Raw genomic sequence first — 25,505 nt, 5'->3', positions numbered from 1 at the left:
TCATTCCCTAACAGATCGACGCAGGGCCGACGCCGCTTCCCGCACGGTGAGGACGTGCGGGAAGCCAGCGCGGATCGGTTACGGCCGCGCCATCTTGCACGTCGTCGACACCATGGCCTGGGGCGTATCGACCCTGGAGACCAGGTGCCATCCCCAGCCGGTGTTCTCCTCGTCGAACGGCTCGTTCGCCGCGAGCTTGCCGAAGGACGAGACGTAGATCGGCTGCAAGAACTGGTGATCATCCTTGCGCATGAAGCCGGTGCCGCCATCCAGCACCTCGAGCTTGAGGTCCTCGAGCGCGGCCGCGACCTTCACCGGATCGATGGAGTTGGCCTTCTCGGCCGCCGCCTTGAACATGCGCATCTCGTTGACCGCCCGCGGATACCACAGCGACATGTTGACCTTGGCGCGGAACGCCTTCTCGTAGTCCATCGCAGCCTGATGGCCCGAATTGGCGAAGCCTTCGGTGAGCTGGAAGACCTGATGATCCAGGCCCGTCTGCTTGATGGCGGTCGGGCCGCCGGCGCCGCCCGCATAGTAGGTGTACCAGTTGACCTTCAGGCCGGCATCCGCGGCGGCCTTGAGCAGCAGCGCGATGTCCTGGCCCCAATTGCCGGTGATGACGCTGTCGGCGCCGGACGCCTTGATCTTCGCAATGTAGGGCGAGAAGTCCGTGATCTTCAGCAGCGGATGCAGCTCGTCGCCGACGATCTGGACGTCGGGTCGCTTCGCCGCCAGCATCTTGCGCGCATCGCTGCGGACCGACTGGCCGAACGAATAGTCCTGATTGATCAGATACACCTTCTTGATGGAAGGGATGTCCTTCATGTAGTTGGTGAGCGCCTCCATCTTGATGTCCGAGCTGGCGTCCCAGCGGAAATGCCAGTAGCTGCATTTCTCGTTGGTCATGCTCGGATCGACGGCGGCATAGTTGAAGTACAGCACTTCCTTGCCGGGGTTGCGCGTGTTGTGCTTGTTGACGAAATCCTCCAGCGCGAGCCCGACGGATGATCCGTTGCCTTGCGTGATGTAGCGGACGCCGGCGTCGATCGCCTTCTGGGCCTGGATCAGGCTCTCTTGCGGATTGGTCTTATTGTCGAACGGCACGATCTCGACCTTGTGGCCGAGAATGCCGCCCTTGGCGTTGAGCTCGTCGGCCAGGTATTGGAACGTCTTCAGGCCACCCTCGCCGATGCTGGCGCCGCCGCCGGACAGCGGATCGATATAGCCGATCTTGACGGTGTCTTCGGCCTGCGCGGCATGACCGAGCATCGGGACGATCAGGGCAATGGCTAAAGTTAACTTGCGCATAGTCTTGTTTCCTCGCTGGCTGTCGACTTCAGTCGATCGATACGCATGATCGCGCAATTTGAAGAAGCAATGAGCAGAATAACGGCCGGATGACAAGCTCGGCATGACGTGAACGCCAGTTGCAGCTCCGGCAATGTGGAGGACAGGCCGCCCGCCGCCGATCGGACGTTTCATTCGGCGGAATGTTGGCGTCCACATCTTGGACGAACCCGCCGGGCACCCGGGGGGTGACAAGCGCTGCCCCGTTCATGTCGCTTGTTCCGCAAGCTGGGACAGCGCGGCGTAGGTTCCACGCTGATAGACAGGAAGAGCACGGCGGCCGGCAGCACCGCGCCCAGTGGCAATCGTGGCCCCTGTTCCCGCCGAGACCGGCACGTGATGCTGAATCAGATAGATCATGATCAGGTCATTGACGGGATCGGCCTGCCACCAGGTGCCGAAGATGCCCGGCCAGGTGATCGTGCCCGGTGCGCCACAGGCATAGGGATTGTCGGCGGCATCCTCGACGATCGCAAGCCCGAGCCCAAATCCGCAGGTCTGCCACAGCGGCATGCCGGCGAAGGGAATCTGGCGCTGCGCGTCGATCAGCCGGTTGGTGCGCATCAGGTTGACGGTTTCGGGCCGCAACAGCCTGACGCCGTCCAGCTCGCCGCCTCCGAGCAGCATGCGCGCGAACCGATGATAGTCGGGCGCGGACGAGATCAGCCCGCCGCCGCCCGGCGTATAGGCCGGCGGCTCGTCATACATGACCGGCTCGACCTTCGCGAGCCGCCCCGCCGTCTCGTCATATCCGTACAGGCTCGCCAGACGATCTCGCTTGGCGTGCGGCAACCAGAAATCGCTGTCGACCATGCCGAGCGGCGCGAAGATCCGCTCCTGTAGCACCTGCCGAAGCGGCCTGCCTGCGACCCGGCCGATCAGGAAGCCGAGAACGTCGGTCGAATGACCGTAGTGGAAGCAGTCGCCGGGCTGATACGCCAGCGGCAGCGTGCCGAGCGCCGCGAGCCATTCGTCGGGCGTCGACCGGTTCATCGCGGGATCGCCGAGCGCGCGCTCATAGGCGACCTTCAACGGGCCTTCCGAGAAGAACGCGTAGGCGATGCCCGAGCGGTGCGTGAGCAGATCCTCGATGGTGATTGCGCGCCGGGCGGGCACGGTCTCGTCGAGCGGACCGGCGGCGTCGCGCACGACCCGCAGATCGGCGAGCTCCGGAATCCAGCGGGAGATCGGGTCGGCCAAGGCGATCCTGCCTTCCTCGACCAGCATCATCGCCGCCACCGAAGTGATCGGCTTGGTCATCGACGCGATCCGGAACAACGTATCCGGGCGCATCGGGCTCCTGGTTTCGACATCGCGCCAGCCGATCGTCTCGGCATGAACGATCTCGCCGCCGCGCGAGGTGAGAGACACGATGCCTGCGAGCTCGCCGCGATCGACGAATTCGGCGAGTGCCGGGCCGATCGCCGCAAGCGCCGCAGGATCGAAGCCCCGACGGCGGCGGACGGCTTCACTGGTCATCAGCGGCGCTCCGACGGACAGAGTTCAGTTTTCGGCGCCGGCCGGCGCGGGTGACGGAGAGACAGCGGGGTATCCTGGCGCGCAAGCGGCGCTCGGTCAGGCCATGGCCGATGAGAGGATTAGTCCGCCTTGACGTCGTCGGTCAGAATCGGACCCGATATGATCCAGCGCTGACCGTCGAATTTCATCATCTGGAATTGCTTGCTGATGCGGTAGTCATCGGGGGTTGTCGTCACCGACATTCCCGGCAGCCCGAGATCGGGAACGAAGCCCTTGATGCTGGTCGCCTGCTTCATGATGTTGGCGCGCGTCAGCTCGTCGCCGCATTGCCTGAGAATGTGGACAAGCAGGGCCGCCGTCGAGTAGCCATAGGTCGCAAAGCCGCTGTTGGCGTCCTCGCCGGGCGCGTATTTCGCCATGAACGCCTTGTAGCGCTTCATGCCCTCGTCATCGGCCCATTGCGGATCGAGCGGATCCTTGCCGTAGGCGACCGAGATGATGTCCTTGGCATTCTCGAGCCCTGCGGGCACGAGCACCTGACCGACCGCCGTCGCGTTGACCTCCAGGATGTGGACGGGCTTCCAGCCAAGCTCGGCGGCCTTCCTGATCGATTGCGCCGCGAATTTCGGCGTCGACATGTTGTAGAACAGATCGGCACCTGAGGCCTTGAGCGTCACCAGCTGGGAATCAATCGTCGGATCGGACAGCTCGTAGGACATCTCTTTCACGATCATGCCGGCCTTGGCGCCGAGCCCGTCCTTCAGCCCCTTGACGTAGTCTTTGCCGAGGTCGTCGTTCTGATACAGGATGCCGATCTTCGCGTTCGGGTGGTTCTCCAGAATGTATCTGGCGTAGATGTGCGCTTCCGACTGGTAGTTCGGGTTGGCGGAGATCGTCCACGGAAAGTTCTTGGGATCGGTGAAGCGGGACGCTCCGCTTCCCGCCAGAAGCTGCGGAACGCCCTTGCCGTTCAGATATTTCTGGACCGCAGCGTTCGGCGGCGTGCCGATGATCTGGAACGTGGTCAGCACCTCGTCGCTTTCGACCAGCTTGCGCACCTGCTCGACGGTCTTCGGCGGGCTGTAGGCGTCGTCATACTGGATGAGGTTGATCTTGCGCCCGTTGACGCCGCCCTGCTCGTTGATCATGCGGATATAGGCCGCTTCCGCCTTGCCGATGGCTCCGAAAGCGGAAGCCGGCCCGCTGAGCGGGTTCGTCTGGCCGATCTTGATCTCGGTGTCGGTGGCGCCGACGTCGTATTTCTTCTGCGCGAACGCCGGGGCTGAAAGCGCCACGCCGAGCATCAGCACGGCAGCCGCCGTCGACTCGATCCGTGTCATGTGTCCTCCCGTGAGCGGCTGATCCATGGCCAGCCGATTGTCTTTGATGATGTCCGCGCACGACGAGACCGGCAGCGCGTTGCCCGCCGCCCGATCGTCGACCGCTTTTCATCAGGTCTCCGAGACCTACCGTCCGGCCGGCCGACGGTCAAGTTCATTCATTTAGCGCTAAATGAAAATGTTGGAAGCCCGAAGTCCTGCTTGACCGGGCGCGCCCACCCCCTCATCGTCAAACACCAACGGCGCCGTTCCTGTCTGCGCCGATCAGGGACCACGGAGAGCATGCCAGCACAGCCGAAATCCGAGGGACGCCGCACGCGCGCGGAACAGCGCGCGACGACGGTGAAGCTGATCCTCGACACCAGCGAGGAGCTGTTCGCGCAGCTCGGCTATTTCGGCGTGACGATCAAGGATGTCGCCGACAGGATGGGCATCCATCCTGCGCTGATCCATTACTACTTCGAGGGCAAGAGGGCGTTGTTCGATGCCGTGTTCGAACGCCGCATGGAATATGCTGTCACGGTGCGCACGGCCGGGCTGGATGCCTACGAGGCCAAGGTCGGAGATCGTCCGACCGTTGAAGGCGCGCTGCGTGCCTATTATGACGGCGCGTTCGACGTCTACGTCAACGAAGAGGACAACTGGCGACACTTCGGCCGCATCTTCGCGCAGGTCGCCAACGCGCCGGGCTATGGCGTGGAGATGATGGACACCTATCTCGATCCCATGGTGCTGCGTCTCATCGGGCTGCTGCAGAAGGCGTTGCCCGACGCCACGCCTGAGGACCTGTTCTGGAGCTTCCAGTTCACCTCCGGCGCCTACTCGCTGATCCTGTCACGGACCGGCCGGATCGACCGCCTGTCCGGCGGCCTGTGCAAGTCCGACGATTTCGCCGCGGTCCGCGAGCGGTTCGTGACCTTCATGGCCGGGGGCTTCAACGCGCTCTACAAGCGGCGGAAGCAGAAGTCGAAATGAGCGCCTCTTGGCGTCTCCTGGCCGTACCATGCAAACAAGCCGGAACGAATGATGATAGCTCCCTACGTCCCGCAAATGGCTCTCTATCGGCAATGGCTGAGGGACAATCGCGGCCTCCACTTCGAGAACTTCGAGGAGATGCGGCAATGGTCCATCCGCGACCTCGACGGCTTCTGGCGCAGCATCTGGGACTATTATGACCTGCAGTCGCCGACCGCGTTTTCGACCGTCCTGGGCAAGCGCACGATGCCGGGAGCGGTCTGGTTTCCGGGCGCTTCGGTCAACTACGCCCAGCAAGTCTTTCGTCACGTCGAAGCCGCCGATGCTGCGGCCCTGCCTGCGATCATCAGCAGTCACGAGGACGGCAGGCTCACGGAGACGACCTGGCCCGAGCTCCGGCGAAAGGCAGCCGCCCTGGCGCTGCATCTGCGCGAGCAAGGCATAGCGCCCGGCGACCGGGTCGCCGCCTATCTGCCCAACATACCCGAAGCCATCATCGCGTTTCTCGCTTCGGCGAGCATTGGCGCGATCTGGAGCGTTTGCGCCCCCGACATGGCCGCGCCCGCCGTGATCGACCGGTTCAAGCAGATCGAACCCAAGGTGCTGATCGCCTGCGATGCGGTCACCTATGCCGGCCGCCGGCACGATCGCCGCGGTGTCATCGAGGAGCTGCGCCGGTCGTTGCCGACACTCGGCCACGTCATCCTGCACAGTGACGATGCCGGCGCGCCGGTGAGCGGCGGGGTTCGTCTCTCGGACGTTCTCGCAAGAACGAGCCCTGGCGTCGATGCCTTCGAACCGGAGTGGCTTCCGTTCGATCATCCGCTCTGGATCGTCTACTCGAGCGGCACCACCGGGCTGCCGAAGCCGATCGTGCATGGTCACGGCGGCATCATCATCGTCACGCTGGCCCTGCTCGGGCTGCACAACGACATCGGCTGCTCCTATCAGCCCAATTCGTTCGGCGAGCGCTATCACTGGTACAGCTCGACCGGCTGGATCATGTGGAACAACCAGGTCGGCGCGCTCCTGAATGGCACCACGTGCTGCGTCTTCGACGGCAGCCCCGCCGGGCCGAAGGATCGTCCGGACTGGACTACGCTGTGGCGCTTCGTGGCGAATTCGAAATCCACCTTCTTCGGTGCGGGCGCGGCGTTCTTCGCGAGCTGCGTCAAGGCGGACATCAACCTGGCCGACGCGGGCGATCTGTCCCATCTGCGTTGCCTCGGGTCCACCGGCTCGCCGCTCAGCGCCGACACGCAGGCCTGGTTCGATCAGCGGTTCGCGGCGCTGTCGCAGGTCAATGGCAGCCGGGCGCAGGCGCAAATGTGGTGGGCCAACATCTCGGGCGGCACCGATTTCGCCGGCGCCTTCATCGGCGGCAACCGCGAATTGCCGCAGGTGCCCGGAACGATGCAGTGCCGCGTGCTCGGAGCAGCTGTCGAGGCCTTCAACGACCAGGGCCAGCCTGTCATCGGCGAGGTCGGAGAGCTCGTCTGCACCGCGCCGATGCCGTCGATGCCGCTGCGGTTCTGGAACGACGCGGGGAATGTCCGCTATCTCGCGAGCTATTTCGACGCCTTCGAGACGCGCGAGGGCGGGCCGGTCTGGCGGCACGGCGACTGGCTCAAGGTCGATCCGGACGGCTCCTGCGTGATCTATGGCCGCAGCGACGCGACCATCAATCGCCACGGGCTGCGCATGGGGACGAGCGAATTGTACTCGGCCATCGAAGCGCTGCCGGAGATCCTGGATTCGCTGGTCGTCGATCTCGAATATCTCGGCCGAGACAGCTACATGCCGCTGTTCGTGGTGCTGCGCGACGGCGTCGCGCTCGATGCGGCGATGAAGCGGAAGATCAACATGGCGGTGGAAGCCAGCCTGTCGCAACGTCAGGCAGCTCGTCCTGAACCACATTTGCTGGACGTCGCCAGCCCGGCGGCCTCCGCGGCCGTCAGGTGGCCGTAGTCGCGAGCCATGGCCGAATCGCGCCGGAGGAAGGTCGCCTCGATCACGAGCATGTCCGCGTCGCGGACGTGCTCGCGCAGACCCTCGGTCGTTTCCGCATCGCCGGCGATGACGAGCTTCTTCGCCCCCTGCGGAGGCCCCAGAACATCCTCGGGATCGATGGTTCGGCCGTCCTCCAGCGTGACCGGCCGGCCCTCCGCCAATGCCTTCCGCACGGGCCCATCAGGCACCGCGAGCGCTGCCAGACGATCTGGCTTCAGATGCCGGCGCGCTCGACTCACAAATGCGAAGCCGAAGCTGTCGGTGTCGCGGTGCCGGACGGGAAAGCAGTTGATCGTAAACTCGCCGGCGTCGAGAACCTCCCCGCGCCTGAGCGGAACGAGCTCAAGCGAGATCGGCGCGCGGCCCTCGCCCCACAGCCCTGCGAGCATTCGGACCACCACATCGAGCGTCTCGGGGCCGCCGTGGACGCGCATGATGTCAGCGCTCCTGCGCAGCCGCAGGGTGGAAAACAGCCCGGGAATGCCGAGGACATGGTCGAAATGGCCGTGGGTGAGCAGGATCCGATCGAGCCGGCGAAAGCCTGCCCCACTGCGGAGCAGCTGACGCTGGGTCCCCTCGCCGCAATCGACGAGAATGCGATGCCGGCCTGCTCGAACGAGAAGGCCGGGATGATTGCGGTCCGCCGACGGAACGCTCGCCGAGGTCCCCAGGAAAGTGAGATCGAACATCACAGCTGCTTCAGGCCCATGGTCGCAACGTCGTGAGCGGCTTTGACGACAGGTCCCGGCTGCGTTGCTTCGTCTCGATCACGGTCGGCGATCCCTTTTCTCATGAGCGTGTTTCCGTCGTCGCCGATTGAAGGCTGAGGGAGAGACAGACGTCGCAACGTCATTGTAAGGGACGTTGTTGGCAGCCAGCACTTGGCTGTGCAGACTTCATCGCCGCGCTCTGATAGAGCTTGGCCATGCCAAGCTCCGGCCCGGAACAGGATGGCGCGCCGACGGCCATTCGCAAGATCATCCACATCGACATGGATGCATTCTACGCGTCGGTCGAGCAGCGGGACAATCCCGAGCTGCGCGGCAAGCCCGTGGCCGTCGGGGGATCGCGCGAGCGCGGCGTGGTGGCAGCCGCAAGCTACGAGGCTCGGGCGTTCGGCGTGCGCTCGGCCATTCCGTCGGTGACGGCAAAGCGCCAGTGCCCGCACCTGATCTTCGTCAAGCCGCGCTTCGAGGTCTACAAGGCCATCAGCCAGCAGATCCGCGCCATCTTCGCCGAGCACACGCCGATCATCGAACCTCTGTCGCTGGACGAGGCCTATCTGGACGTCACCGAAAACCTGCAAGGCATCCCGCTGGCACGCGACATCGCCTTGCAGATCCGGGCCAAGATCAAGGCCGAGACCGGGCTCAATGCCTCCGCGGGAGTCTCCTACAACAAGTTCCTCGCCAAGCTGGCCTCGGACCATCGCAAGCCCAATGGGCAATACGTCATTTCGCCGGAGATGGGTCCGGCCTTTGTGGAGGGGCTGCCGGTCGGCAGGTTTCACGGCATCGGCCCGGCGACCGCAGCGAAATTCAACGCGCTCGGAATTCATACCGGGCTCGACATCCGCAACCAGACCCTGCCCTTCCTCCAGCAGCACTTCGGCAAGGCCGGCCACCACTACTATTGGATCTCGCGCGGCATCGACAATCGCCCGGTCCGAGCCAATCGCATCCGCAAATCAGTCGGCGCCGAAAACACCTTCTCGAGCGACCTGACCGACTTCGAGCCGATGCTGGCGGAGCTGCAGCCGCTGATCGACAAGGTCTGGCAGCATTGCGAAACCAGCGGCAACAGGGGCCGGACGGTCACGCTGAAGGTCAAGTTCGCGGACTTCGAAATCATCACACGCAGCAGGTCCATCGCCAACCTGGTCGCGAGCCGGGAGGATCTGGCACGCTTGTCCGTCGCGCTCCTTCAGAGCGAGATGCCCCTGGCCAAGCCGGTGCGGCTCCTCGGCGTCTCGCTGTCATCCTTGCAGCAGCAAGACATCGCAGTGGAAGCCCAGCTGCCCCTGCTGATCTGAGGCGGGTCGACCCCAATGGCGACCGCGGCGGTCCCCCGATCGTTCCAGCACAGGGATGGGTTGACAGCCGAACAATCGAGCGCTTTATTCTGCCGCACGGGGATGTGCGATCTCCCCGCGAGGCGACATGCCCAAGAATCGCGTCCTGGTCACCAAGGGCGCAGCATGTCATCATCATACACCTCGATCTCACCCGAAAAATTGTCTCGACTGATCGGCACGGCGACCTCGCCACGGCTCGTTGACGTGCGTGTCGACGAGGATTTCGCCGCTGACCCACGCCTCATCCCCGGCGCCGTCAGGCGCTCCCATCTCGACGTCCAGCAATGGGCACCGAGCTTCACCGGCCAATCGGTTGTCGTGATCTGCCAGAAAGGCAAGAAGCTGAGCGAAGGTACCGCGGCCTGGCTCCGGTGCAGCAACGTCGCAGCCGAGGTCCTCGAGGGCGGCCACGTCGGCTGGACGGAGTCCCAACTCCCGACCGTGCCCGCAGACAGGATTCCCGCGAGGGACGACCGCGGCCGCACCGTCTGGGTCACGCGATCACGTCCCAAGATCGACCGCATCGCCTGTCCATGGCTGATCCGTCGCTTCGTCGACCCTGCAGCGGTCTTCCTGTTCGTGACGCCGGCCGAAGTCGAAGCCGTCGCCGAGCGTTTCCAAGCCACTCCCTTCGACATCGAGAATGTCTTCTGGAGCCACCGCGGCGAGCTTTGCACCTTCGACGTCATGGTCGAGGAGCTCGGTCTGCGGACACCACCCTTGGAACGACTCGCCACGCTGGTGCGGGCCGCGGATACGGCGCGACTTGATCTCTCGCCCGAGGCTCCCGGCCTCCTTGCCGCTTCACTCGGGCTGTCGCGAATGTACGACGACGATCTGGAGCAGTTGAGCGCGGGGCTGCTGCTCTATGATGCCTTCTACCGCTGGTGCCGGGACGCCACGAAGGAGGCGCACAACTGGCCGTCCAGCAAGGTGAAGTCATGACGGACCTCGTAGCATCGCGGAAGCCGGTTGCGGCCGAGCACGCCCATGGCATCTCCTTCAACGACGCGCTTCTCGTGTGGATCCGGGTGGCCTGTCTGAGTTTCGGCGGCCCCGCCGGCCAGATCGCGGTCATGCATCGCATCCTCGTCGAGGAGAAGAACTGGATCTCGGAGAGCCGCTTCCTGCACGCCCTGAACTACTGCATGCTGCTGCCGGGACCCGAGGCGCAGCAGCTTGCGACCTATATCGGCTGGCTGCTGCACCGGACCACCGGCGGCATCGTTGCGGGCACACTTTTCATTCTGCCCGGCATTTTCGCCATCATGGGCCTCAGCTACATCTATGCGGCCTATGGCAATGTCGGCGTCGTCGAAGCCTTGTTCTTCGGCCTCAAGGCGGCCGTGCTGGCGATCGTGATCCAGGCCGTCGTCCGCGTCGGCAAGCGCGCGCTACGCAATCGGATCATGATCGGACTGGCGGCCGCAGCCTTCGTCGCGATCTTCTTCTTCCGCGCGCCGTTTCCGATCATCATCATTGCTGCCGGAGTCATCGGCTTCGTCGCTGCCCGCCTCGGCCGGCCGGAATTCGCAGCCCTCGAACACGGCGGCAAGAACGCCGGTGCGATCGACAGCATGCTCGGCGAAGCCGTGCCGGATCACGTCCGTCCGAACGCTTCGCGCGCGCTGCGCGTGGCGGCCGTCTGGCTCGCGATCTGGCTCGCCCCCGTCTTCGCACTGCTGATCCTGCTCGGGCCGAACGACGTCTTCGGTCAGATCGCTATCTTCTTCAGCAAGATGGCGATGGTGACGTTCGGCGGCGCCTACGCCGTGCTCGCCTACGTCGCGCAACAGGCCGCGGAGTACTATCACTGGGTTGCTCCGCGCGAGATGCTCGACGGCCTCGGCATGGCTGAGACGACTCCCGGTCCCCTGATCATGGTCGTCCAGTTCGTGGGCTTCATGGCCGCGTTCCGCGGCGCGAGCGGGCTGTCTCCCATGCTCGCAGGCACGCTGGGCGGACTGCTGGCGACGTGGGTGACGTTCGCGCCCTGCTTTCTCTGGATCTTCGTCGGCGCGCCCTACATCGAGGCGTTGCGGGGAAACAAGGCGCTCGGCGGCGCGCTCTCGGCCATCACCGCCGCCGTCGTCGGCGTGATTCTCAATCTCTCGATCTGGTTCGCGCTGCACACCCTCTTCCGCGAGACCTTTCCGATCCAGGGATTCGGACTGTCATTCGACGCGCCCCGGCCGATGAGCATCGACCTGCCGGCCGTTGTCCTGTCGGTTGCGGCCGCCACGGCCATTTTCCGCTTCAACGTGGGAATGCTCGTCGTGCTCGCCGCCTCGTGCATCGCGGGCATCCTGATGCGCTTTGCGGGCGTCATCTGAGAGCACGCTGCGACGGAACACGGGGCAGTGCCAGACCAAAAGGAGCGAACGATGAGAAGCACGATCTGGAGTCTGTTGGGCCTCGGCGCCTGCCTCCTCGCACACGGCGCCGGACCGATCGTCTCGACGGCGCGCGCACAGGACATCGATTGGCAGAAGGTCGACGAGACATTGGGCCGGAAGCCGTCCGTGGCGGGAGACGTCCGCCGGTACGGCTTCCCGCGCACCGATCTCTCGGTGACCCTGGACGGCGTAACCATCAGGCCGGCGCTCGCGCTCGGCGGCTGGGTCGCGTTCAAGCCGGCGCATGGCGCCACCATGATCATGGGCGATCTCGTCCTGCTGGAATCAGAGATCAACCCGGTGATGGCGAAGATGATCGCCGGCGGGCTCGAAATCAGCGCCGTGCACAACCATCTGCTCCGCGCGAGCCCAGCAACGTCCTACATGCATGTCGTCGGTCACGGAGATCCGGTCAAACTCGCGTCCGCCATCCGCGACGCCCTCGCCGACAGCAAGACACCGTTGACGGTTGCGGCGTCGCCGACCACGCCGCCGCCGGCCATCGATCTCGACACGGCACAGCTCGATCAGATCCTTGCGGTCAAAGGACAGGCCAATGGCGGAGTCTATCAGTTCAGCGTGCCGCGACGCGATCCCATCGTCGAGGGTGGACTATCCTTGTCTCCCGTCGCGGCGATGGGCGTCGCGACGGGCATCAACTTCCAGCCGACCGGCGCAGGCAAGGCCGCCGTCACCGGTGACTTCGTGCTGAGCGGGGAGGAGGTGAACCCCGTGATCCGGACGCTCCGTGCCCACGGCATCGAGGTCACGGCACTGCATAGTCACATGCTGGACGAACACCCCCGCCTCTTCTTCATGCACTTCTGGGCGAACGATGATGCGATCAAGCTCGCCAAGGGTTTGCGGGCGGCGCTCGACAAGACGGCAAGCACCAAGAGCTAAGAGCAAAGAGCGAGGAAAGGCGCGGTCCGAGAGTGTGCGGGCCTTGCTCTGCCGGCAGGTGCGGCAACCTTTTGGTCTGACCCACCTGCAACGGCCGCGCATGCGTGAGACGCCGATCGGTTGCAAGGCAACGCGCTGCCGGAGTCCATGCGAGCTCTCTCGTGGTTCCGAAGATTGGGGACGGGGGCAGATCCCGTCCCTCGACCCACGCGCGATCCTATGGCAAGTCTGGACGACGCCGATGTGGCGCAGCCGGATGTCGTGATGCCGTCGAAGCAGGACTGGACGCTCGCTTTCCCGCCGTTGCGGCAATTGCCGGAGGAGATCTTCGCGCAGTTGCGCGAGGCCAGCCTCATTGTCGAGCTTCCGGAAGGCAGCCGGATCTTCGGCCCCGGCCAGGCGCCGGACTCCTTCCTGCTGCTGCTGGACGGGACCATCCGCGTGCAGCAGACGTCCGAGTCCGGCCGCGAGATCGTGCTCTACCGCGTCCAGGCAGGCGAGAGCTGCGCGCTGACCACGGCCTGCCTGATGGGTTACGAGGAATACCAGGCCGAGGGCATCGCGGAAACCCGGATCCGTGCAGTGGCGATCCCGCGCGCGCTGTTCGACGGGCTGATCGCCAGCTCGCGCGAATTCCGCCAGTTCGTCTTCACCGCGTTCAGCCGCCGTGTCACCAATCTCTTCCGCATCATCGAGGAAGTCGCGTTCGAGCGGATCGATGTGCGGCTCGCGCAGAAGCTTCTGGATCTCGCCGGGGCGAAGCAGCAGATCGCTGCGACGCATCAGGAGCTCGCCAACGAGCTCGGCAGCGCGCGCGAGGTCATCAGCCGGCAGCTCAATGAATTCGCAAGGCGCGGCTGGTTGCGAATGGCTCGCGGAATCGTCGAGATCACCGACAGACCGGCGCTCGTCCAGCTGGCCCAGCATGGCTAGGAACCGGCGTCTCTTGGTGACTTAGTTACATACCCGCGCAATGTCCCGCTCTATCGTCTGCATCATCGCAAGCCAAAGGGAGCGCGACATGACACAGAACATTGGCAAGATCGACCGGCTGCTCAGGATCATCGTCGGACTCGCCATCCTCAGTCTCACGGTCGTAGGGCCGCACACCTTGTGGGGCCTTCTGGGCCTGATCCCGCTCGGCACCGCACTGACCGGCTGGTGCCCGCCCTACGCGATGCTCGGCATCAATACCTGCGGAACGAAGTCCAATCCGACGTCTTAGACCGTTCTGGACGACAAAACGGGGCGTGGGCGGCGATGCCGCCCCAGAGCCAAATCGTGGAGCAGCAGCCATGTCCTATCCAATCGATCTCGGCGTGCAGCCGAAGGTGGCCGGATTCTTCGATCCTGACACCAGCACGATCAGCTACGTGGTGAAGGACCCGTCATCGCCGTCCTGCGCGATCGTCGATCCCGTCCTCGACATCGACTACGCGGCCGGCCGCATCAGCACCCGTTCCGCCGACATGCTGATCGACTACGTGAAGATCAACGGCCTCAGGCCAGAGTGGCTGATCGAAACGCATGCGCATGCGGATCATCTCTCCGCTGCGCCCTATATCCAGGACAAGCTCGGCGGCAAGATCGGCATCGGCGAACATATCCTGACCGTGCAGGAGACCTTCGGCAAGGTCTTCAACGAGGGCACGGAATTTCGCCGCGACGGCAGCCAGTTCGACCGGCTGTTCAAGGATGGCGACACCTATCAGGTGGGACAGATGACGGCCTTCGTGATGCACACGCCCGGCCATACGCCGGCCTGTGCCACACATGTGATGGGCGATGCCGCTTTCGTCGGCGACACCCTGTTCATGCCGGACGGGGGAACGGCGCGGGCCGATTTTCCAGGCGGCAATGCGCGCACGCTGTACCGCTCGATCCGGAAGATCCTTGAGACGCTGCGGCGCGAGACCCGACTGTTCATGTGTCATGACTATGCCCCAAACGACCGCGCGGTGCGCTGGGAAACGACCGTCGGCGAGGAGCGACTCCACAACATCCACGCGCGAGACGGGATGACCGAGAACGAGTTCGTCGCGCTCCGCGAGGCCCGCGACAAGACGCTCGGCATGCCGCGCCTGATCATTCCATCACTTCAGGTCAACATCCGCGCCGGACATCTGCCTCCCGCGGACGCGACGGGAAAGACATTCCTGAAGGTACCGATCAACGTACTTTGAGAACCACTCGCTTTGCTCACGCGATGCCGGCTTGGCCGCGAGCTCGCGGTGTCACGAAGATGTCAGTTGCCAAGAGCGGCCGGTCTGCGCGACCAGTCCAAACTGGAGAAATTGATCCAAGATGAGGCGTGCTGATTTCGAGATGCCAGCGATGACACGCCGCCTGATAGCGGCGCTGATCGCGCTCGTCTTGAGTCTGGCGCCTCTGCTCGGAACGTTCGAGGTTGCAACGGCAGACGCCGGCGCCGGTGCCGGTGCGCACCAATGGTCCCGAACGACCACGAGCGCGCCCAAGCCCTGCAGGAAGGCCGTCATCCCGGGCATGATCAACACGTGTCCGTTTGCCGCGGCTGGTCTGACCGCCGTCCCGGCGAGCGACTGTGCGGCGGCGCAGCCGGTTGCCGCCTCCCGGACGCTGTCCTGGCGCCCCTATGACGAGGCGCTGACAACGCAATGCGACGCGTCCTCGCCCTACCGTCCCCCCTGTCGCCACGCCTGATCCTTCCGTCGTCATCGGCTTACGGGCCGCGTAACGTCGTGACTTGAGCGGACGAATATCCACCATCGATCGTGCGTCGTGCAGGTCGGCTTAAGGTGCCCATTGCCAGGCGCGCCTTGCGCCGGGTCGCGCAGCGCAACTGCCACGCAATGCACGATCAGCGCGCGGGAGATCATCATGTCCATCCGTCATCTTGGCCGGCTCGCATGGCTGCTCGGCCTGCTCCATCTTGCGGCGACGACCGCTGTCGCGGGCGAGCTGCGCCCGCAGGCGAACGTCGACACGCGCCTGCTGGTCGGCGACGTCACGCGAGCAGACGGCGGCCCGGCCGCGGCATGGGCCGGACTGGATGTCAGGCTGGATGCAGGCTGGCACACCTATTGGCGCTCACCCGGCGATGCCGGCGCGCCACCCGAATTCGACTGGAGCGGCTCACGCAACGTCGCCGATGTCACCGTCGAATGGCCGGCGCCGAGCCGCTTCAGCGAGCAGGATATCGACACGTTCGGCTACGCTGAGCACGTGCTGTTTCCGTTGCGCGTGCGGCTCGAGGATGGAGCGGCGCCCGCACATCTCACACTGAAAACGGTGCTGTTCGTCTGCTCGGTCATCTGCACCCAGCAGGAGGCCCATCTCGAGGCCGACATCCCCGCCGTCTCGCACCGGCCGAACGATCAGGCGCTGATCGACGAATGGCGGCAGAGCGTCCCCCGCGCGAGCTCGCCGGGGCTCTCCATCACGGCGTTGCGCATCGATCGGCAACCAAAGCCGCATCTGCAGCTCGAGGCGCATGCGACGCCGCCACTGCACGCGCCCGACGTCTTCCTTGATGGGAACGATGCCGTGTCCGGCGGCCGTCCCCAGGTGAGCCCGATGTCGGACGGCGGCGTACGGATCACCGTGCCGGTGCAAGGCTTCGATCAGGCCGGTCCGGGACAACGCCTGCGGGTCACCCTGGTCGATGGCGACCGATCGATCGAGGCCATGCTTCCGGTGGATGCCGATCAAGCTGCTCGCGCTTCTGCGGCCAAAGCAGCCACACCGGCACCGCGTCCTTCGGCGGCATCGATCTGGACCATGCTCGGCGTGGCCCTGCTCGGCGGCTTCATCCTCAACTTCATGCCCTGCGTGTTTCCGGTGTTGTCGCTGAAGCTCGTTTCGCTGGTCGATCACGATCCCGCACACGCGCCCTCGCCGCGCCGGGCATTCCTGGCGACGGCGGCCGGCATCGTCGCCTCGTTCGTGACACTTGCCACCGTCCTCTCCGCACTCAAGGCCGCGGGCGCCGAGGTCGGCTGGGGCTTGCAGTTTCAGCAGCCCGCTTTCCTCATCGCGATGATCATCGTGCTCGCGGCATTCGGTGCCAACCTGCTCGGCCTGTTCGAGATCAGCCTGCCGTGGTGGATCGCCGGCCGCCTTGGCAACGCCGCGAGCCACAGGACGATGGCAGGTCATGCCATCAACGGCTTCGTCATGACGCTGCTGGCCACGCCGTGCTCCGCGCCGTTCGTCGGGACCGCCGTCGCTTTTGCGCTGTCGCAGGCCGCACCGCAAATCCTGCTGGTGTTCACCACGCTCGGGCTCGGCATGGCTGCGCCATATCTGTCTCTGGCCGCGGCGCCAGGCCTTGCCGCACTCTTCCCGCGGCCCGGCCGCTGGATGCTGAAGCTGCGCGTGCTTGCAGCGCTCGCGATGGCGGCGACCGCGCTATGGCTGCTGATCGTGCTCGCCGACATCAGTGGACCCTCGACTGCGGCCGTCCTTGCCGCTGCGCTGCTCGTCCCCGCTCTGATCATGGCGTCGCTCCGTTTCCCGTTGCGGCGAACGATCGCCGGAGCCGGCCTCGCCGGCACGATCGGACTGGCGCTGATCGCCGCCACCTCCGTCAAGCAGCCGGACGGCGCAAGCCGGCCGGCCGGAATCGCCTGGCAGCCGCTGGTGCCCGCCGAGATCACGGCGCAGGTGCGGGCCGGTCACACGGTCTTCGTCGACATCGGCGCCAGCTGGTGCGTCACCTGCAAGGTCAACGAGAAGCTCGTGCTCGACAGCACGGCCGTGCGCAGCCGACTGGCGTCGGGCGTCGTTGCCGTCAAGGCGGACTGGACCTCACCCAGCGACGCGATCGCGACCTATCTCCGATCCTTTGGCCGCTACGGCCTGCCGTTCAACGTCGTGTTCGGCCCCGGAGCTCCTAACGGCATCCTGCTCCCCGAACTGCTGACGCCGCAGACCGTGCTGGACGCCATCGACACCGCCTCGACCATCCCTCATCAGGAGAACGACAAGTCATGACCACGAAGACCTTTGCCGCATCGATCGCCATGCTGCTGCTGTTGACTGCGGCCATCCTGCCGATCCAGTCTCGCGCCGAGGACGACGACACCGACATTCTGAGCGAAGCGCGCATCCTGCACGATCCCGCCATCCCTGCTGTCGGAAACGCCGAGGGCGACATCACGATCGTCGAGTATTTCGACTATCAGTGTCCGTATTGCCGCAAGATCAGCCCGGAGCTCGCCAAGGTGGTTCGCGACGACGGTCACGTCCGTCTCGTCTTCAAGGATTGGCCGATCTTCGGCGGCGCCTCGATCTACGCGGCACGCCTCACCCTGGCGGCGAGATATCAGGACAAGTTCGCCGAGGCCCATGAGGCGCTGATCTCGCTCAATGAGAAGCTGTCCGAGGCCAAGGTCGATGCGGCGCTCAGCGGTGCCGGAATCGACCTCGCCCGCGCCAAGGCCGACCTCGCGGCCAAGCACGCCGACATCGACGCCGTGCTCGCGCGCAATCACGAGCAGGCCACGGGCCTCGGCTTCCGCGGCACGCCGGCCTTCATCATCGGCCATTTCCGCATCCCCGGCGTCCCCAATGCACAGGCTTTCAAGCAGGCCATTGCGGATGCCCGCGCTGCTGCATCCGCCAAGTGAGCAGGCACCTGACGCTCGCCATGGACAGCCGCAGCGCCGCGCCCGCAACGTGCGGCTCAGTAGCTGGCCACAACGGAGAAGGAGATCTCGTTCCGGACGTTTGGGACAGCGGAGCTTCCTGATTCACTTCCGCGATAGGATAGAGTGAGGTCGTGATGCGGTTGGCCGGCACGGTCAGGCCGATCTCGGCATTGGCGAGGTGGCAGCCGGGGTCGTCGGCCGCGGCATGGCCGGCGATGCGCGGCGCACGCCGCGGGCGTATTGCATTGCAGATGTCAACATGTGCGCGGGCACCACGGCGGCCGGCGACTCGGGATTGCATCATCGCTTCGCTCCGCGCATGACGGCCGCGGCAGGCAGTGGCCCCGCCTGATGCGAACCGCCGAGCTGGGCGCGTCTGCCAAGCCGCGGCCGATGATCCCGCCAACATTCCCACGGCACCCAATCGATGCTACCAAGCCCGCACAATCCGCCGTATCCATGCCGAGGACGCATCGATGTTCGACCTCAACCAGCTGCGCTGCTTCGTCACCGTGGCCGAGGAGCTGCATTTCGGCCGCGCCGCGATCCGGCTCAACATGACGCAGCCGCCGCTGTCGCGGCAGATCCAGGTGCTGGAGCACATCATCGATGCGGTGCTGCTGGAGCGCACCAGCCGCTCGGTCAAGCTGACGCCGGCCGGGCGCAGCTTTTTGCCCGAGGCACGGCGCATCCTGAAAATGGCCGAGAGCGCCGCCCAGGTGGCGCAGCGCATTGCCAGCGGCAAGAGCGGCTCGCTCAAGATCGGCTTCACCGCGGCCGCGGCTTACAGCTTCCTGCCCGATCTGGTCGCCGCCTGCCGCAGCGAGCTTCCAGAAGCCGATCTGTCGCTGAAGGAAATGGTCTCCGGCGACCAGATCGAGGCGCTGGCCTCCGGCCAGATCGACGCCGGCCTGCTGCGGCCGCCGATCGCGCGCCCCGAATTCGCCACCCGCCGCGTCGTCGCCGAGCCGCTCTGCGCCGCGCTGCCGCGCCGCCATCGTCTCGCCTCCGCCGAGGCCGTGTCGATCCGTGATTTCGACGGCCAGAACTTCATCATGTATTCGCAGACCGAGGCGCGCTATTTCCACGATCTCCTGGTGTCGCAGTTCATGCGTGCAGAGGTGTTGCCCCGCTACGTGCAGCATCTGAGCCAGATCCACTCGATCCTGGCGATGGTGCGCGCCGGCCTCGGGCTTGCGATCGTGCCCGAAGCTGCCTCCAGCCTGAAGATCGCCGATGTCCGGCTGCGGCCGCTGAAGCTGCGCAACCCGACGCCGGCCGAGCTGTTCCTGGTCTGGCGGCGCGATCACGACAATCCGCTGCTGCCGGCACTGGTCGAGCTGGCCGGCAATCTCGCCGTGCAGCACGCGGAAGATTGATATCTGATCCGCATCAATCGATACCGTCATTGGCTTGGACCGGCATCGAACTTGGTCCTACGACATCGCCCGGGGGAATGCGCGCCGGCGCCGGCCGCGCCCGTTCCCAAGGACATTCGTGAAGGACCCGCGCGATGAGCAAGATGACCCCGACGGAAATGGCTGCGAAGATCGGCAGCGGCCTGCTCTCCTTCCCCGTGACGCCGTTCAAGGCCGACTATTCGTTCGACGAGGCCACCTATCGCGCCAACATGGACTGGCTGTGCGGCTATGACGTCGCGGGCCTGTTCGCTGCCGGCGGCACCGGCGAGTTCTTCTCGCTGACCGCGGCCGAGGTGCCGGAGGTGGTCAAGGTCGCGGTCGACGAGACCAAGGGCCGCGTGCCCGTGCTCGCTGGCACCGGCTACGGCACCGCGATCGCGCGCGAGATCGCGATTGGCGCCGAGAAGGCCGGCGCCGACGGCCTCCTGCTGCTGCCGCCCTATCTGATGCATGCCGAGCAGGACGGCCTCGCCGCCCATGTCGAGGCGGTCTGCAAATCGGTCAAGATCGGCGTCATCGTCTACAACCGCGACAACGCCATCCTGCAGCCGGACACCCTGGCACGGCTGTGCGAGCGCTGCCCGAACCTGGTCGGCTACAAGGACGGCATCGGCGACATCGAGCTGATGACCCGTGTCTACACCAGGATGGGCGACCGCCTGACCTATATCGGCGGCCTGCCGACCGCCGAGACCTTCGCCCTGCCCTATCTCGACATGGGCGTGACGACCTACTCCTCGGCCGTGTTCAACTTCGTGCCGGAGTTCGCGACGAACTTCTATGCCGCAGTGCGCAAGCGCGACCACGCCACCATCCATGCCGGATTGAAGGATTTCATTTTGCCGCTGATCGCGATACGCAACCGCAAGAAGGGCTACGCGGTCTCGATCATCAAGGCCGGCATGAAGGTGATCGGCCGCGATTCCGGCCCTGTCCGCCTGCCGCTGACCGATCTGACCGCGGAGGAGATGGCGGAGCTGACGGCGCTGGTGAAGGCGCTGCCGGGCGCCGTCTCGGCACAGCAGGCGGCGGAGTGATCTTGCTGTCATTCCGGGGCAAGGCCGCAAGGCCTTGAACCCGGAATCTCCGAGTTGATGGATAAGAAGAGACGCAAGCCAATCTCTGGATTCCGGGTTCAGCCCTGACGGGCTGCCCCGGAATGACGGAGATAGGAAGAAGACCGGGAGGAGCACATGAGTCACGCAGCCACCAGCACCGGAATCTCCGGCGCGCCGATCGTCACCGGCATGGAGGTCATTCCGGTGGCCGGCCGTGACAGCATGCTGCTCAATCTCAGCGGCGCGCATGGGCCGTTCTTCACCCGCAACCTCGTCATCCTCACCGACAATGCCGGCCACACTGGCGTCGGCGAGGTGCCCGGCGGAGAGAAGATCCGGCAGACGCTGGAGGATGCGAAGAGCCTGATCGTGGGCAGGAGCATCGGCGCCTGTAACACCATCCTCGCCACGATGCGTACCGCCTTCGCCGATCGTGACGCCGGCGGCCGCGGCAAGCAGACCTTCGATCTGCGCGTCATGATCCATGCGGTGACCGCAGTCGAATCCGCGCTGCTCGACCTGCTCGGCCAGCATCTCGGCCTGCCGGTGGCGGCCCTGCTCGGCGAAGGCCAGCAGCGCGCCTCCGTCGAGGCGCTCGGCTATCTGTTCTTCATCGGCGACCGCAAGAAGACCGACCTGCCCTACGCCACCGGCGAGCGCGAGAAGGACGGCTGGTATACGCTGCGACATCAGGAGGCGATGACGCCCGAAGCTGTGGTGCGGCTCGCCGAGGCGACGCACGACGCCTATGGCTTCGCCGACTTCAAGTTGAAGGGCGGCGTGCTCCGCGGCGAGGCCGAGATCGAGGCGGCGACCGCCATGGCAAAACGCTTCCCGCAGGCGCGCGTTACGCTCGACCCCAACGGCGCCTGGTCGCTCGATGAAGCGATCCGGCTGTGCAAGGACATGCACGGCATCCTGGCCTATGCCGAGGACCCCTGCGGCGCCGAGGCCGGCTTCTCCGGCCGCGAGATCATGGCCGAGTTCCGCCGCGCCACGGGCCTGCCGACCGCGACCAACATGATCGCCACCGACTGGCGGCAGCTCAGCCATGCGCTGCGGCTCGGGGCGGTCGACATTCCCTTGGCCGACCCCCATTTCTGGACCATGCAGGGCTCGGTGCGCGTCGCCCAGACCTGCCGCGACAATGGTCTGACCTGGGGTTCGCACTCCAACAACCATTTCGACATTTCGCTGGCGATGTTCACCCACGTGGCCGCCGCTGCGCCGGGCAAGGTCACCGCCATCGACACCCACTGGATCTGGCAGGACGGCCAGGCGCTGACCAAGGCGCCGCTGCAGATCAAGGGCGGCAGGATCGCCGTGCCCGAGCAACCTGGGCTCGGTGTCGAGGTTGACCGCGGCGCCATCGAAAAGGCCCATGCGCTGTACAAGAGCCACGGGCTCGGTGCACGCGACGACGCCGTCGCAATGCAGTATCTGATCCCCGGCTGGACCTTCGACGACAAGCGCCCCTGTCTCGTGCGATGACGGGGGCGATCGGTTAGATTGTCCGAGCAATCGCGCAAAGTCTGGAGAACAACATGAACGCGATCCTCAAGAATTTCATCGCCGGCGAGTGGGTCGACGGCAGCGGGGTGACCCGCAACATCAACCCGTCCAACACCAACGACGTCGTCGGCGAATACGCCAAGGCCGACAAGGCGCAGACCGAGAAGGCGATCGCCGCCGCCAAGGCCGCCTTCCCGGCCTGGTCGCGCTCGACGCCGCAGGAGCGCTATGACGCGCTCAACAAGATCTCGGCGGAGATCCTGTCGCGCAAGGAAGAGCTCGGCCGCCTGCTGGCGCGCGAGGAGGGCAAGACGCTGCCGGAGGGCATCGGCGAGGTCGCCCGTGCCGGCCAGATCTTTGCGTTCTTTGCCGGCGAGGCGCTGCGCCTCACCGGCGAGAAGGGCGCCTCGGTCCGTCCGGGCCTCGACGTCGAGATCACCCGCGAGGCCGTCGGCGTCGTCGGCATGATCACGCCCTGGAATTTCCCGATCGCGATCCCCGCCTGGAAGATCGCGCCCGCGCTCTGCTACGGCAACACGGTCGTGTTCAAGCCGGCGGAGCTGGTGCCCGGCTCGGCGCATGCGCTGTCCGAGATCATCGCGCGCTCCGGCCTTCCCGCCGGCGTCTTCAACCTCGTCGTCGGCTCCGGCTCGGTGGTCGGCCAGACCCTGCTCGAGCATCCGGATGTTCACGCGATCTCCTTCACCGGCTCGGTCGGCACGGGGCGCAAGATCGCGCAGGCCTGCGTGCTGTCGAACCCGATGAAGAAGTTCCAGCTGGAGATGGGCGGCAAGAATCCGATGGTCGTGCTCGACGATGCCGACGTCAAGGTCGCGGTCGAAGCCTGTGTCAACGGCTCCTATTTCTCGACCGGCCAACGCTGCACGGCGTCCTCGCGCCTGATCGTCACCGAGGGCATCCACGACAAGTTCGTCGCGGCGATGACCGAGCGGCTCAAGGGCCTTGTGGTCGATGACGCCGTCAAGCAGGGCACCCATATCGGCCCGGTGGTCGACGCCAACCAGCTCGAGCAGGATCAGCGCTATCTCAAGATCGGCCAGGACGAAGGCGCCAAGCTCACCTGGGGCGGCGAGCTGCTCAACCGCGAGACGCCCGGCTTCTACATGCAGCCAGCGCTGTTCACCGAGGCCACCAACGCGATGCGCATTGCCCGCGAGGAGATCTTCGGACCGGTCGCCTGCGTCATCCGCGCCAAGAACTACGACGAGGCGCTGGCGATCGCCAACGACACCGAGTTCGGCCTCGCGGCCGGCGTCTGCACCACCAGCCTGAAATACGCCTCGCACTTCAAGCGCAACAGCGAGGCCGGCATGGTGATGGTCAATTTGCCGACCGCCGGCGTCGACTATCACGTCCCGTTCGGCGGCCGCAAAGGCTCGAGCTACGGCGCCCGCGAGCAGGGCTCCTACGCGCGGGAATTCTACACGACGGTGAAGACGGCCTACACCTTCCCGGTGTGAGCCTCGTCCGCCGTGAGCTAACAGACGGGCCGCATCGACGGTCCACTCCCTCTCCCCGTTCTTACGGGGAGAGGGGATGAAAGAAGGAAGTAGGCGGGCACGGCGCTCCGCGCCTTTGCCCACCCACCGGAGCGGAACGGAGCCAGCATGAACCAGCAGGTCGTCGCCAACCAGGAGCCCCGCATCATCAAGCTCAACGCGCGCGACAACGTCGCGATCGTGGTGAACGATTTCGGCCTGCCTGCCGGCACCAAATTTCCCGATGGCCTGACGCTGAGGAGCTTCGTCCCGCAGGGCCACAAGACCGCACTGGTCGACATCGCCGAGGGCGCGCCGATCGTCCGCTACGGCGAGATCATCGGCTATGCGAAGTCGCCGATCGCATCCGGCGAATGGGTGGACGAGGCTCGCATCGACATGCCTGAGGCTCCTGCCCTCGATCAGCTCGAAATCTCCACCGCGGTGCCGGGGCCGCTGCCGCCGCTCGAAGGCTACACCTTCGAAGGCTATCGCAATCGCGACGGCTCGGTCGGCACCCGCAACGTGCTGGGCATCTCGACCTCGGTCCAATGCGTCAAGGGCACACTGGAATTCGCGATCAAGCGCATCAAGAGCGAGCTGCTGCCGAAGTACCCGAATGTCGATGACGTCGTCGCGCTTACCCACGCCTATGGCTGCGGTGTCGCGATCACGGCGCCAGATGCCGTGGTGCCGATCCGAACCCTGCAGAACCTCGCACTGAACCCGAATTTCGGCGGCGAGATCCTCGTCGTCGGCCTCGGCTGCGAGAAGCTCGCGCCGGAGCGGCTGCTGCCGGAAGGCACTGAAGACTCGATCGTCCGAATGCAGGACGAGGCCTTCGACGGCTTCGGCGCCATCGTCGACGCCATCATGACCCAGGCCGATCGCCGCCTTGCCGAACTCAACAAGCGCACCCGCGAGACCTGCCCGGCGTCCGATCTCGTCATCGGCCTGCAATGCGGCGGCAGCGATGCGTTCTCCGGTGTGACCGCCAATCCCGCAGTGGGCTTCGCGGCGGACCTGCTGGTGCGCGCGGGCGCGACCGTGATGTTCTCGGAGGTGACCGAGGTTCGCGACGCGATCCAATTGCTGACCCGGCGCGCCATCAACGAGGACGTCGGCCGCGCGCTGATCCGTGAGATGGACTGGTACGATTCCTATCTCGCGCGCGGCGGCGCCGATCGCAGCGCCAACACGACGCCCGGCAACAAGAAGGGCGGCCTCGCCAACATCGTCGAGAAGTCGCTGGGCTCGATCGTGAAGTCGGGCTCCGGTCCGATCCACGGCGTGCTGGCGCCGGGCGAGAAGGCCAGGCAAAAGGGCATGCTGTTCGCGGCGACGCCAGCCTCCGACTTCATCTGTGGCACCCTGCAGCTCGCATCTGGCATGACCTTGCAGGTGTTCACCACGGGCCGCGGTACGCCCTACGGCCTTGCGGCGGCGCCCGTCATCAAGGTCGCGACCCGCAGCGAGCTGGCGCGCCGCTGGAAGGATCTGATCGACTTCGACGCCGGCCGCATCGCCACCGGCGAGATGACGATCGAGGAAACCGGCTGGGAGTTGTTCAAGCTGATCCTCGACGTCGCCTCCGGCCGCACCAAGCCATGGTCGGACCGCTGGGGCATCCACAACGATCTGACCTTGTTCAATCCGGCTCCGGTGACCTGAGGGAGGGCTCACCCTGCCATGCCAATTGCCTCGCTCAAACCTCTCCCCGTCATTGCGAGCGAAGCGAAGCAATCCAGGGTCCCGCCCACCATCCTGGATTGCTTCGCTTCTGTTCAGCCCGGAGACATAGCTTACACCTGTTCGGGGACATAGTTGACAGTTTTGGGGTCGCGCAGATCAATCGCTG

At 65.4% G+C, this 25,505-nt stretch carries 20 protein-coding genes and 1 pseudogene; 17 read left to right on the top strand and 4 right to left on the bottom strand.

Annotated features, from left to right (window positions below; genetic code table 11):
• Window positions 1–78 precede the first annotated feature (78 nt).
• The 3 genes from ACQR13_RS28135 to ACQR13_RS28125 all read right to left on the bottom strand — a co-directional run bounded on the left by ACQR13_RS28135 (window position 79) and on the right by ACQR13_RS28125 (window position 4,169).
• Window positions 79–1,311 (bottom strand): branched-chain amino acid ABC transporter substrate-binding protein, encoded by a 1,233-nt coding sequence (locus tag ACQR13_RS28135; protein ID WP_316169855.1) that lies wholly within the window; start codon window positions 1,309–1,311, stop codon window positions 79–81.
• Window positions 1,312–1,557: 246 nt separating this feature from the next.
• Entirely contained in the window at window positions 1,558–2,829 is a 1,272-nt protein-coding gene (locus tag ACQR13_RS28130) for a serine hydrolase domain-containing protein (RefSeq protein ID WP_434863461.1), read from the bottom strand.
• A 119-nt stretch (window positions 2,830–2,948) separates the two neighbouring features.
• A complete protein-coding gene (locus ACQR13_RS28125; protein WP_316174307.1) occupies window positions 2,949–4,169 on the bottom strand; it encodes an ABC transporter substrate-binding protein in 1,221 nt (406 codons plus the stop codon).
• Window positions 4,170–4,451: 282 nt separating this feature from the next.
• Between ACQR13_RS28125 and ACQR13_RS28120 the strand changes: the two genes are divergently transcribed.
• Entirely contained in the window at window positions 4,452–5,144 is a 693-nt protein-coding gene (locus ACQR13_RS28120; RefSeq protein WP_315713541.1) for a TetR/AcrR family transcriptional regulator, read from the top strand.
• A 51-nt stretch (window positions 5,145–5,195) separates the two neighbouring features.
• Window positions 5,196–7,112, top strand: a complete 1,917-nt coding sequence (locus ACQR13_RS28115) for an acetoacetate--CoA ligase (RefSeq protein WP_434863460.1) — start codon at window positions 5,196–5,198, stop codon at window positions 7,110–7,112.
• On the opposite strand, the pseudogene ACQR13_RS28110 reads toward ACQR13_RS28115, so the two are convergent.
• Window positions 7,055–7,843: pseudogene (locus tag ACQR13_RS28110) on the bottom strand (MBL fold metallo-hydrolase); the annotation flags it as partial. The gene ACQR13_RS28115 and the pseudogene ACQR13_RS28110 overlap by 58 nt on opposite strands.
• A gap of 236 nt (window positions 7,844–8,079) precedes the next feature.
• Between ACQR13_RS28110 and dinB the strand changes: the two are divergent.
• The 15 genes from dinB (at window position 8,080) to garD (ending at window position 25,318) form a co-directional block, all read left to right on the top strand.
• Window positions 8,080–9,186 (top strand): DNA polymerase IV, encoded by a 1,107-nt coding sequence (gene dinB / locus ACQR13_RS28105; protein WP_434863459.1) that lies wholly within the window; start codon window positions 8,080–8,082, stop codon window positions 9,184–9,186.
• 165 nt (window positions 9,187–9,351) lie between these two features.
• Window positions 9,352–10,173 carry a sulfurtransferase/chromate resistance protein gene (locus ACQR13_RS28100; RefSeq protein WP_315713545.1) on the top strand — a complete coding sequence of 274 codons (822 nt, stop codon included), beginning with the start codon at window positions 9,352–9,354 and terminating at the stop codon, window positions 10,171–10,173.
• A complete protein-coding gene (gene chrA / locus ACQR13_RS28095) occupies window positions 10,170–11,561 on the top strand; it encodes a chromate efflux transporter (protein ID WP_315752339.1) in 1,392 nt (463 codons plus the stop codon). Before ACQR13_RS28100 ends, chrA begins: the two co-directional genes overlap by 4 nt.
• 51 nt (window positions 11,562–11,612) lie before the next feature.
• A complete protein-coding gene (locus tag ACQR13_RS28090) occupies window positions 11,613–12,527 on the top strand; it encodes a DUF1259 domain-containing protein (RefSeq protein ID WP_315752338.1) in 915 nt (304 codons plus the stop codon).
• Window positions 12,528–12,791: 264 nt separating this feature from the next.
• Window positions 12,792–13,460 carry a Crp/Fnr family transcriptional regulator gene (locus ACQR13_RS28085; protein WP_316226219.1) on the top strand — a complete coding sequence of 223 codons (669 nt, stop codon included), beginning with the start codon at window positions 12,792–12,794 and terminating at the stop codon, window positions 13,458–13,460.
• A gap of 88 nt (window positions 13,461–13,548) precedes the next feature.
• Complete coding sequence (locus tag ACQR13_RS28080) at window positions 13,549–13,752, top strand: YgaP family membrane protein (protein ID WP_316200731.1); 204 nt, start codon at window positions 13,549–13,551, stop codon at window positions 13,750–13,752.
• Window positions 13,753–13,822: 70 nt separating this feature from the next.
• Window positions 13,823–14,710 (top strand): MBL fold metallo-hydrolase, encoded by an 888-nt coding sequence (locus tag ACQR13_RS28075; RefSeq protein ID WP_315752336.1) that lies wholly within the window; start codon window positions 13,823–13,825, stop codon window positions 14,708–14,710.
• 151 nt (window positions 14,711–14,861) lie between these two features.
• Window positions 14,862–15,209, top strand: coding sequence for a hypothetical protein (locus ACQR13_RS28070; RefSeq protein WP_434863458.1), 348 nt, complete (start codon window positions 14,862–14,864; stop codon window positions 15,207–15,209).
• 177 nt (window positions 15,210–15,386) lie between these two features.
• Window positions 15,387–17,501 carry a protein-disulfide reductase DsbD family protein gene (locus ACQR13_RS28065; protein ID WP_315752334.1) on the top strand — a complete coding sequence of 705 codons (2,115 nt, stop codon included), beginning with the start codon at window positions 15,387–15,389 and terminating at the stop codon, window positions 17,499–17,501.
• A complete protein-coding gene (locus ACQR13_RS28060; RefSeq protein WP_315752333.1) occupies window positions 17,498–18,136 on the top strand; it encodes a DsbA family protein in 639 nt (212 codons plus the stop codon). Before ACQR13_RS28065 ends, ACQR13_RS28060 begins: the two co-directional genes overlap by 4 nt.
• A 497-nt stretch (window positions 18,137–18,633) precedes the next feature.
• A complete protein-coding gene (locus tag ACQR13_RS28055; RefSeq protein WP_315713553.1) occupies window positions 18,634–19,536 on the top strand; it encodes a LysR substrate-binding domain-containing protein in 903 nt (300 codons plus the stop codon).
• A gap of 134 nt (window positions 19,537–19,670) precedes the next feature.
• Window positions 19,671–20,615 carry a 5-dehydro-4-deoxyglucarate dehydratase gene (gene kdgD / locus ACQR13_RS28050; protein WP_315752332.1) on the top strand — a complete coding sequence of 315 codons (945 nt, stop codon included), beginning with the start codon at window positions 19,671–19,673 and terminating at the stop codon, window positions 20,613–20,615.
• A 156-nt stretch (window positions 20,616–20,771) separates the two neighbouring features.
• Entirely contained in the window at window positions 20,772–22,127 is a 1,356-nt protein-coding gene (gene gudD / locus ACQR13_RS28045) for a glucarate dehydratase (RefSeq protein WP_315752331.1), read from the top strand.
• A gap of 53 nt (window positions 22,128–22,180) precedes the next feature.
• Complete coding sequence (locus ACQR13_RS28040) at window positions 22,181–23,629, top strand: aldehyde dehydrogenase family protein (RefSeq protein WP_315713556.1); 1,449 nt, start codon at window positions 22,181–22,183, stop codon at window positions 23,627–23,629.
• A 147-nt stretch (window positions 23,630–23,776) separates the two neighbouring features.
• Window positions 23,777–25,318 (top strand): galactarate dehydratase, encoded by a 1,542-nt coding sequence (gene garD / locus ACQR13_RS28035; protein ID WP_315752330.1) that lies wholly within the window; start codon window positions 23,777–23,779, stop codon window positions 25,316–25,318.
• Window positions 25,319–25,505: the final 187 nt, after the last annotated feature.

It is taken from the genome of Bradyrhizobium sp. HKCCYLRH3059, assembly GCF_051168035.1.
Classification (GTDB): domain Bacteria; phylum Pseudomonadota; class Alphaproteobacteria; order Rhizobiales; family Xanthobacteraceae; genus Bradyrhizobium.
This window is presented reverse-complemented; position numbering and strand designations above follow the sequence as displayed.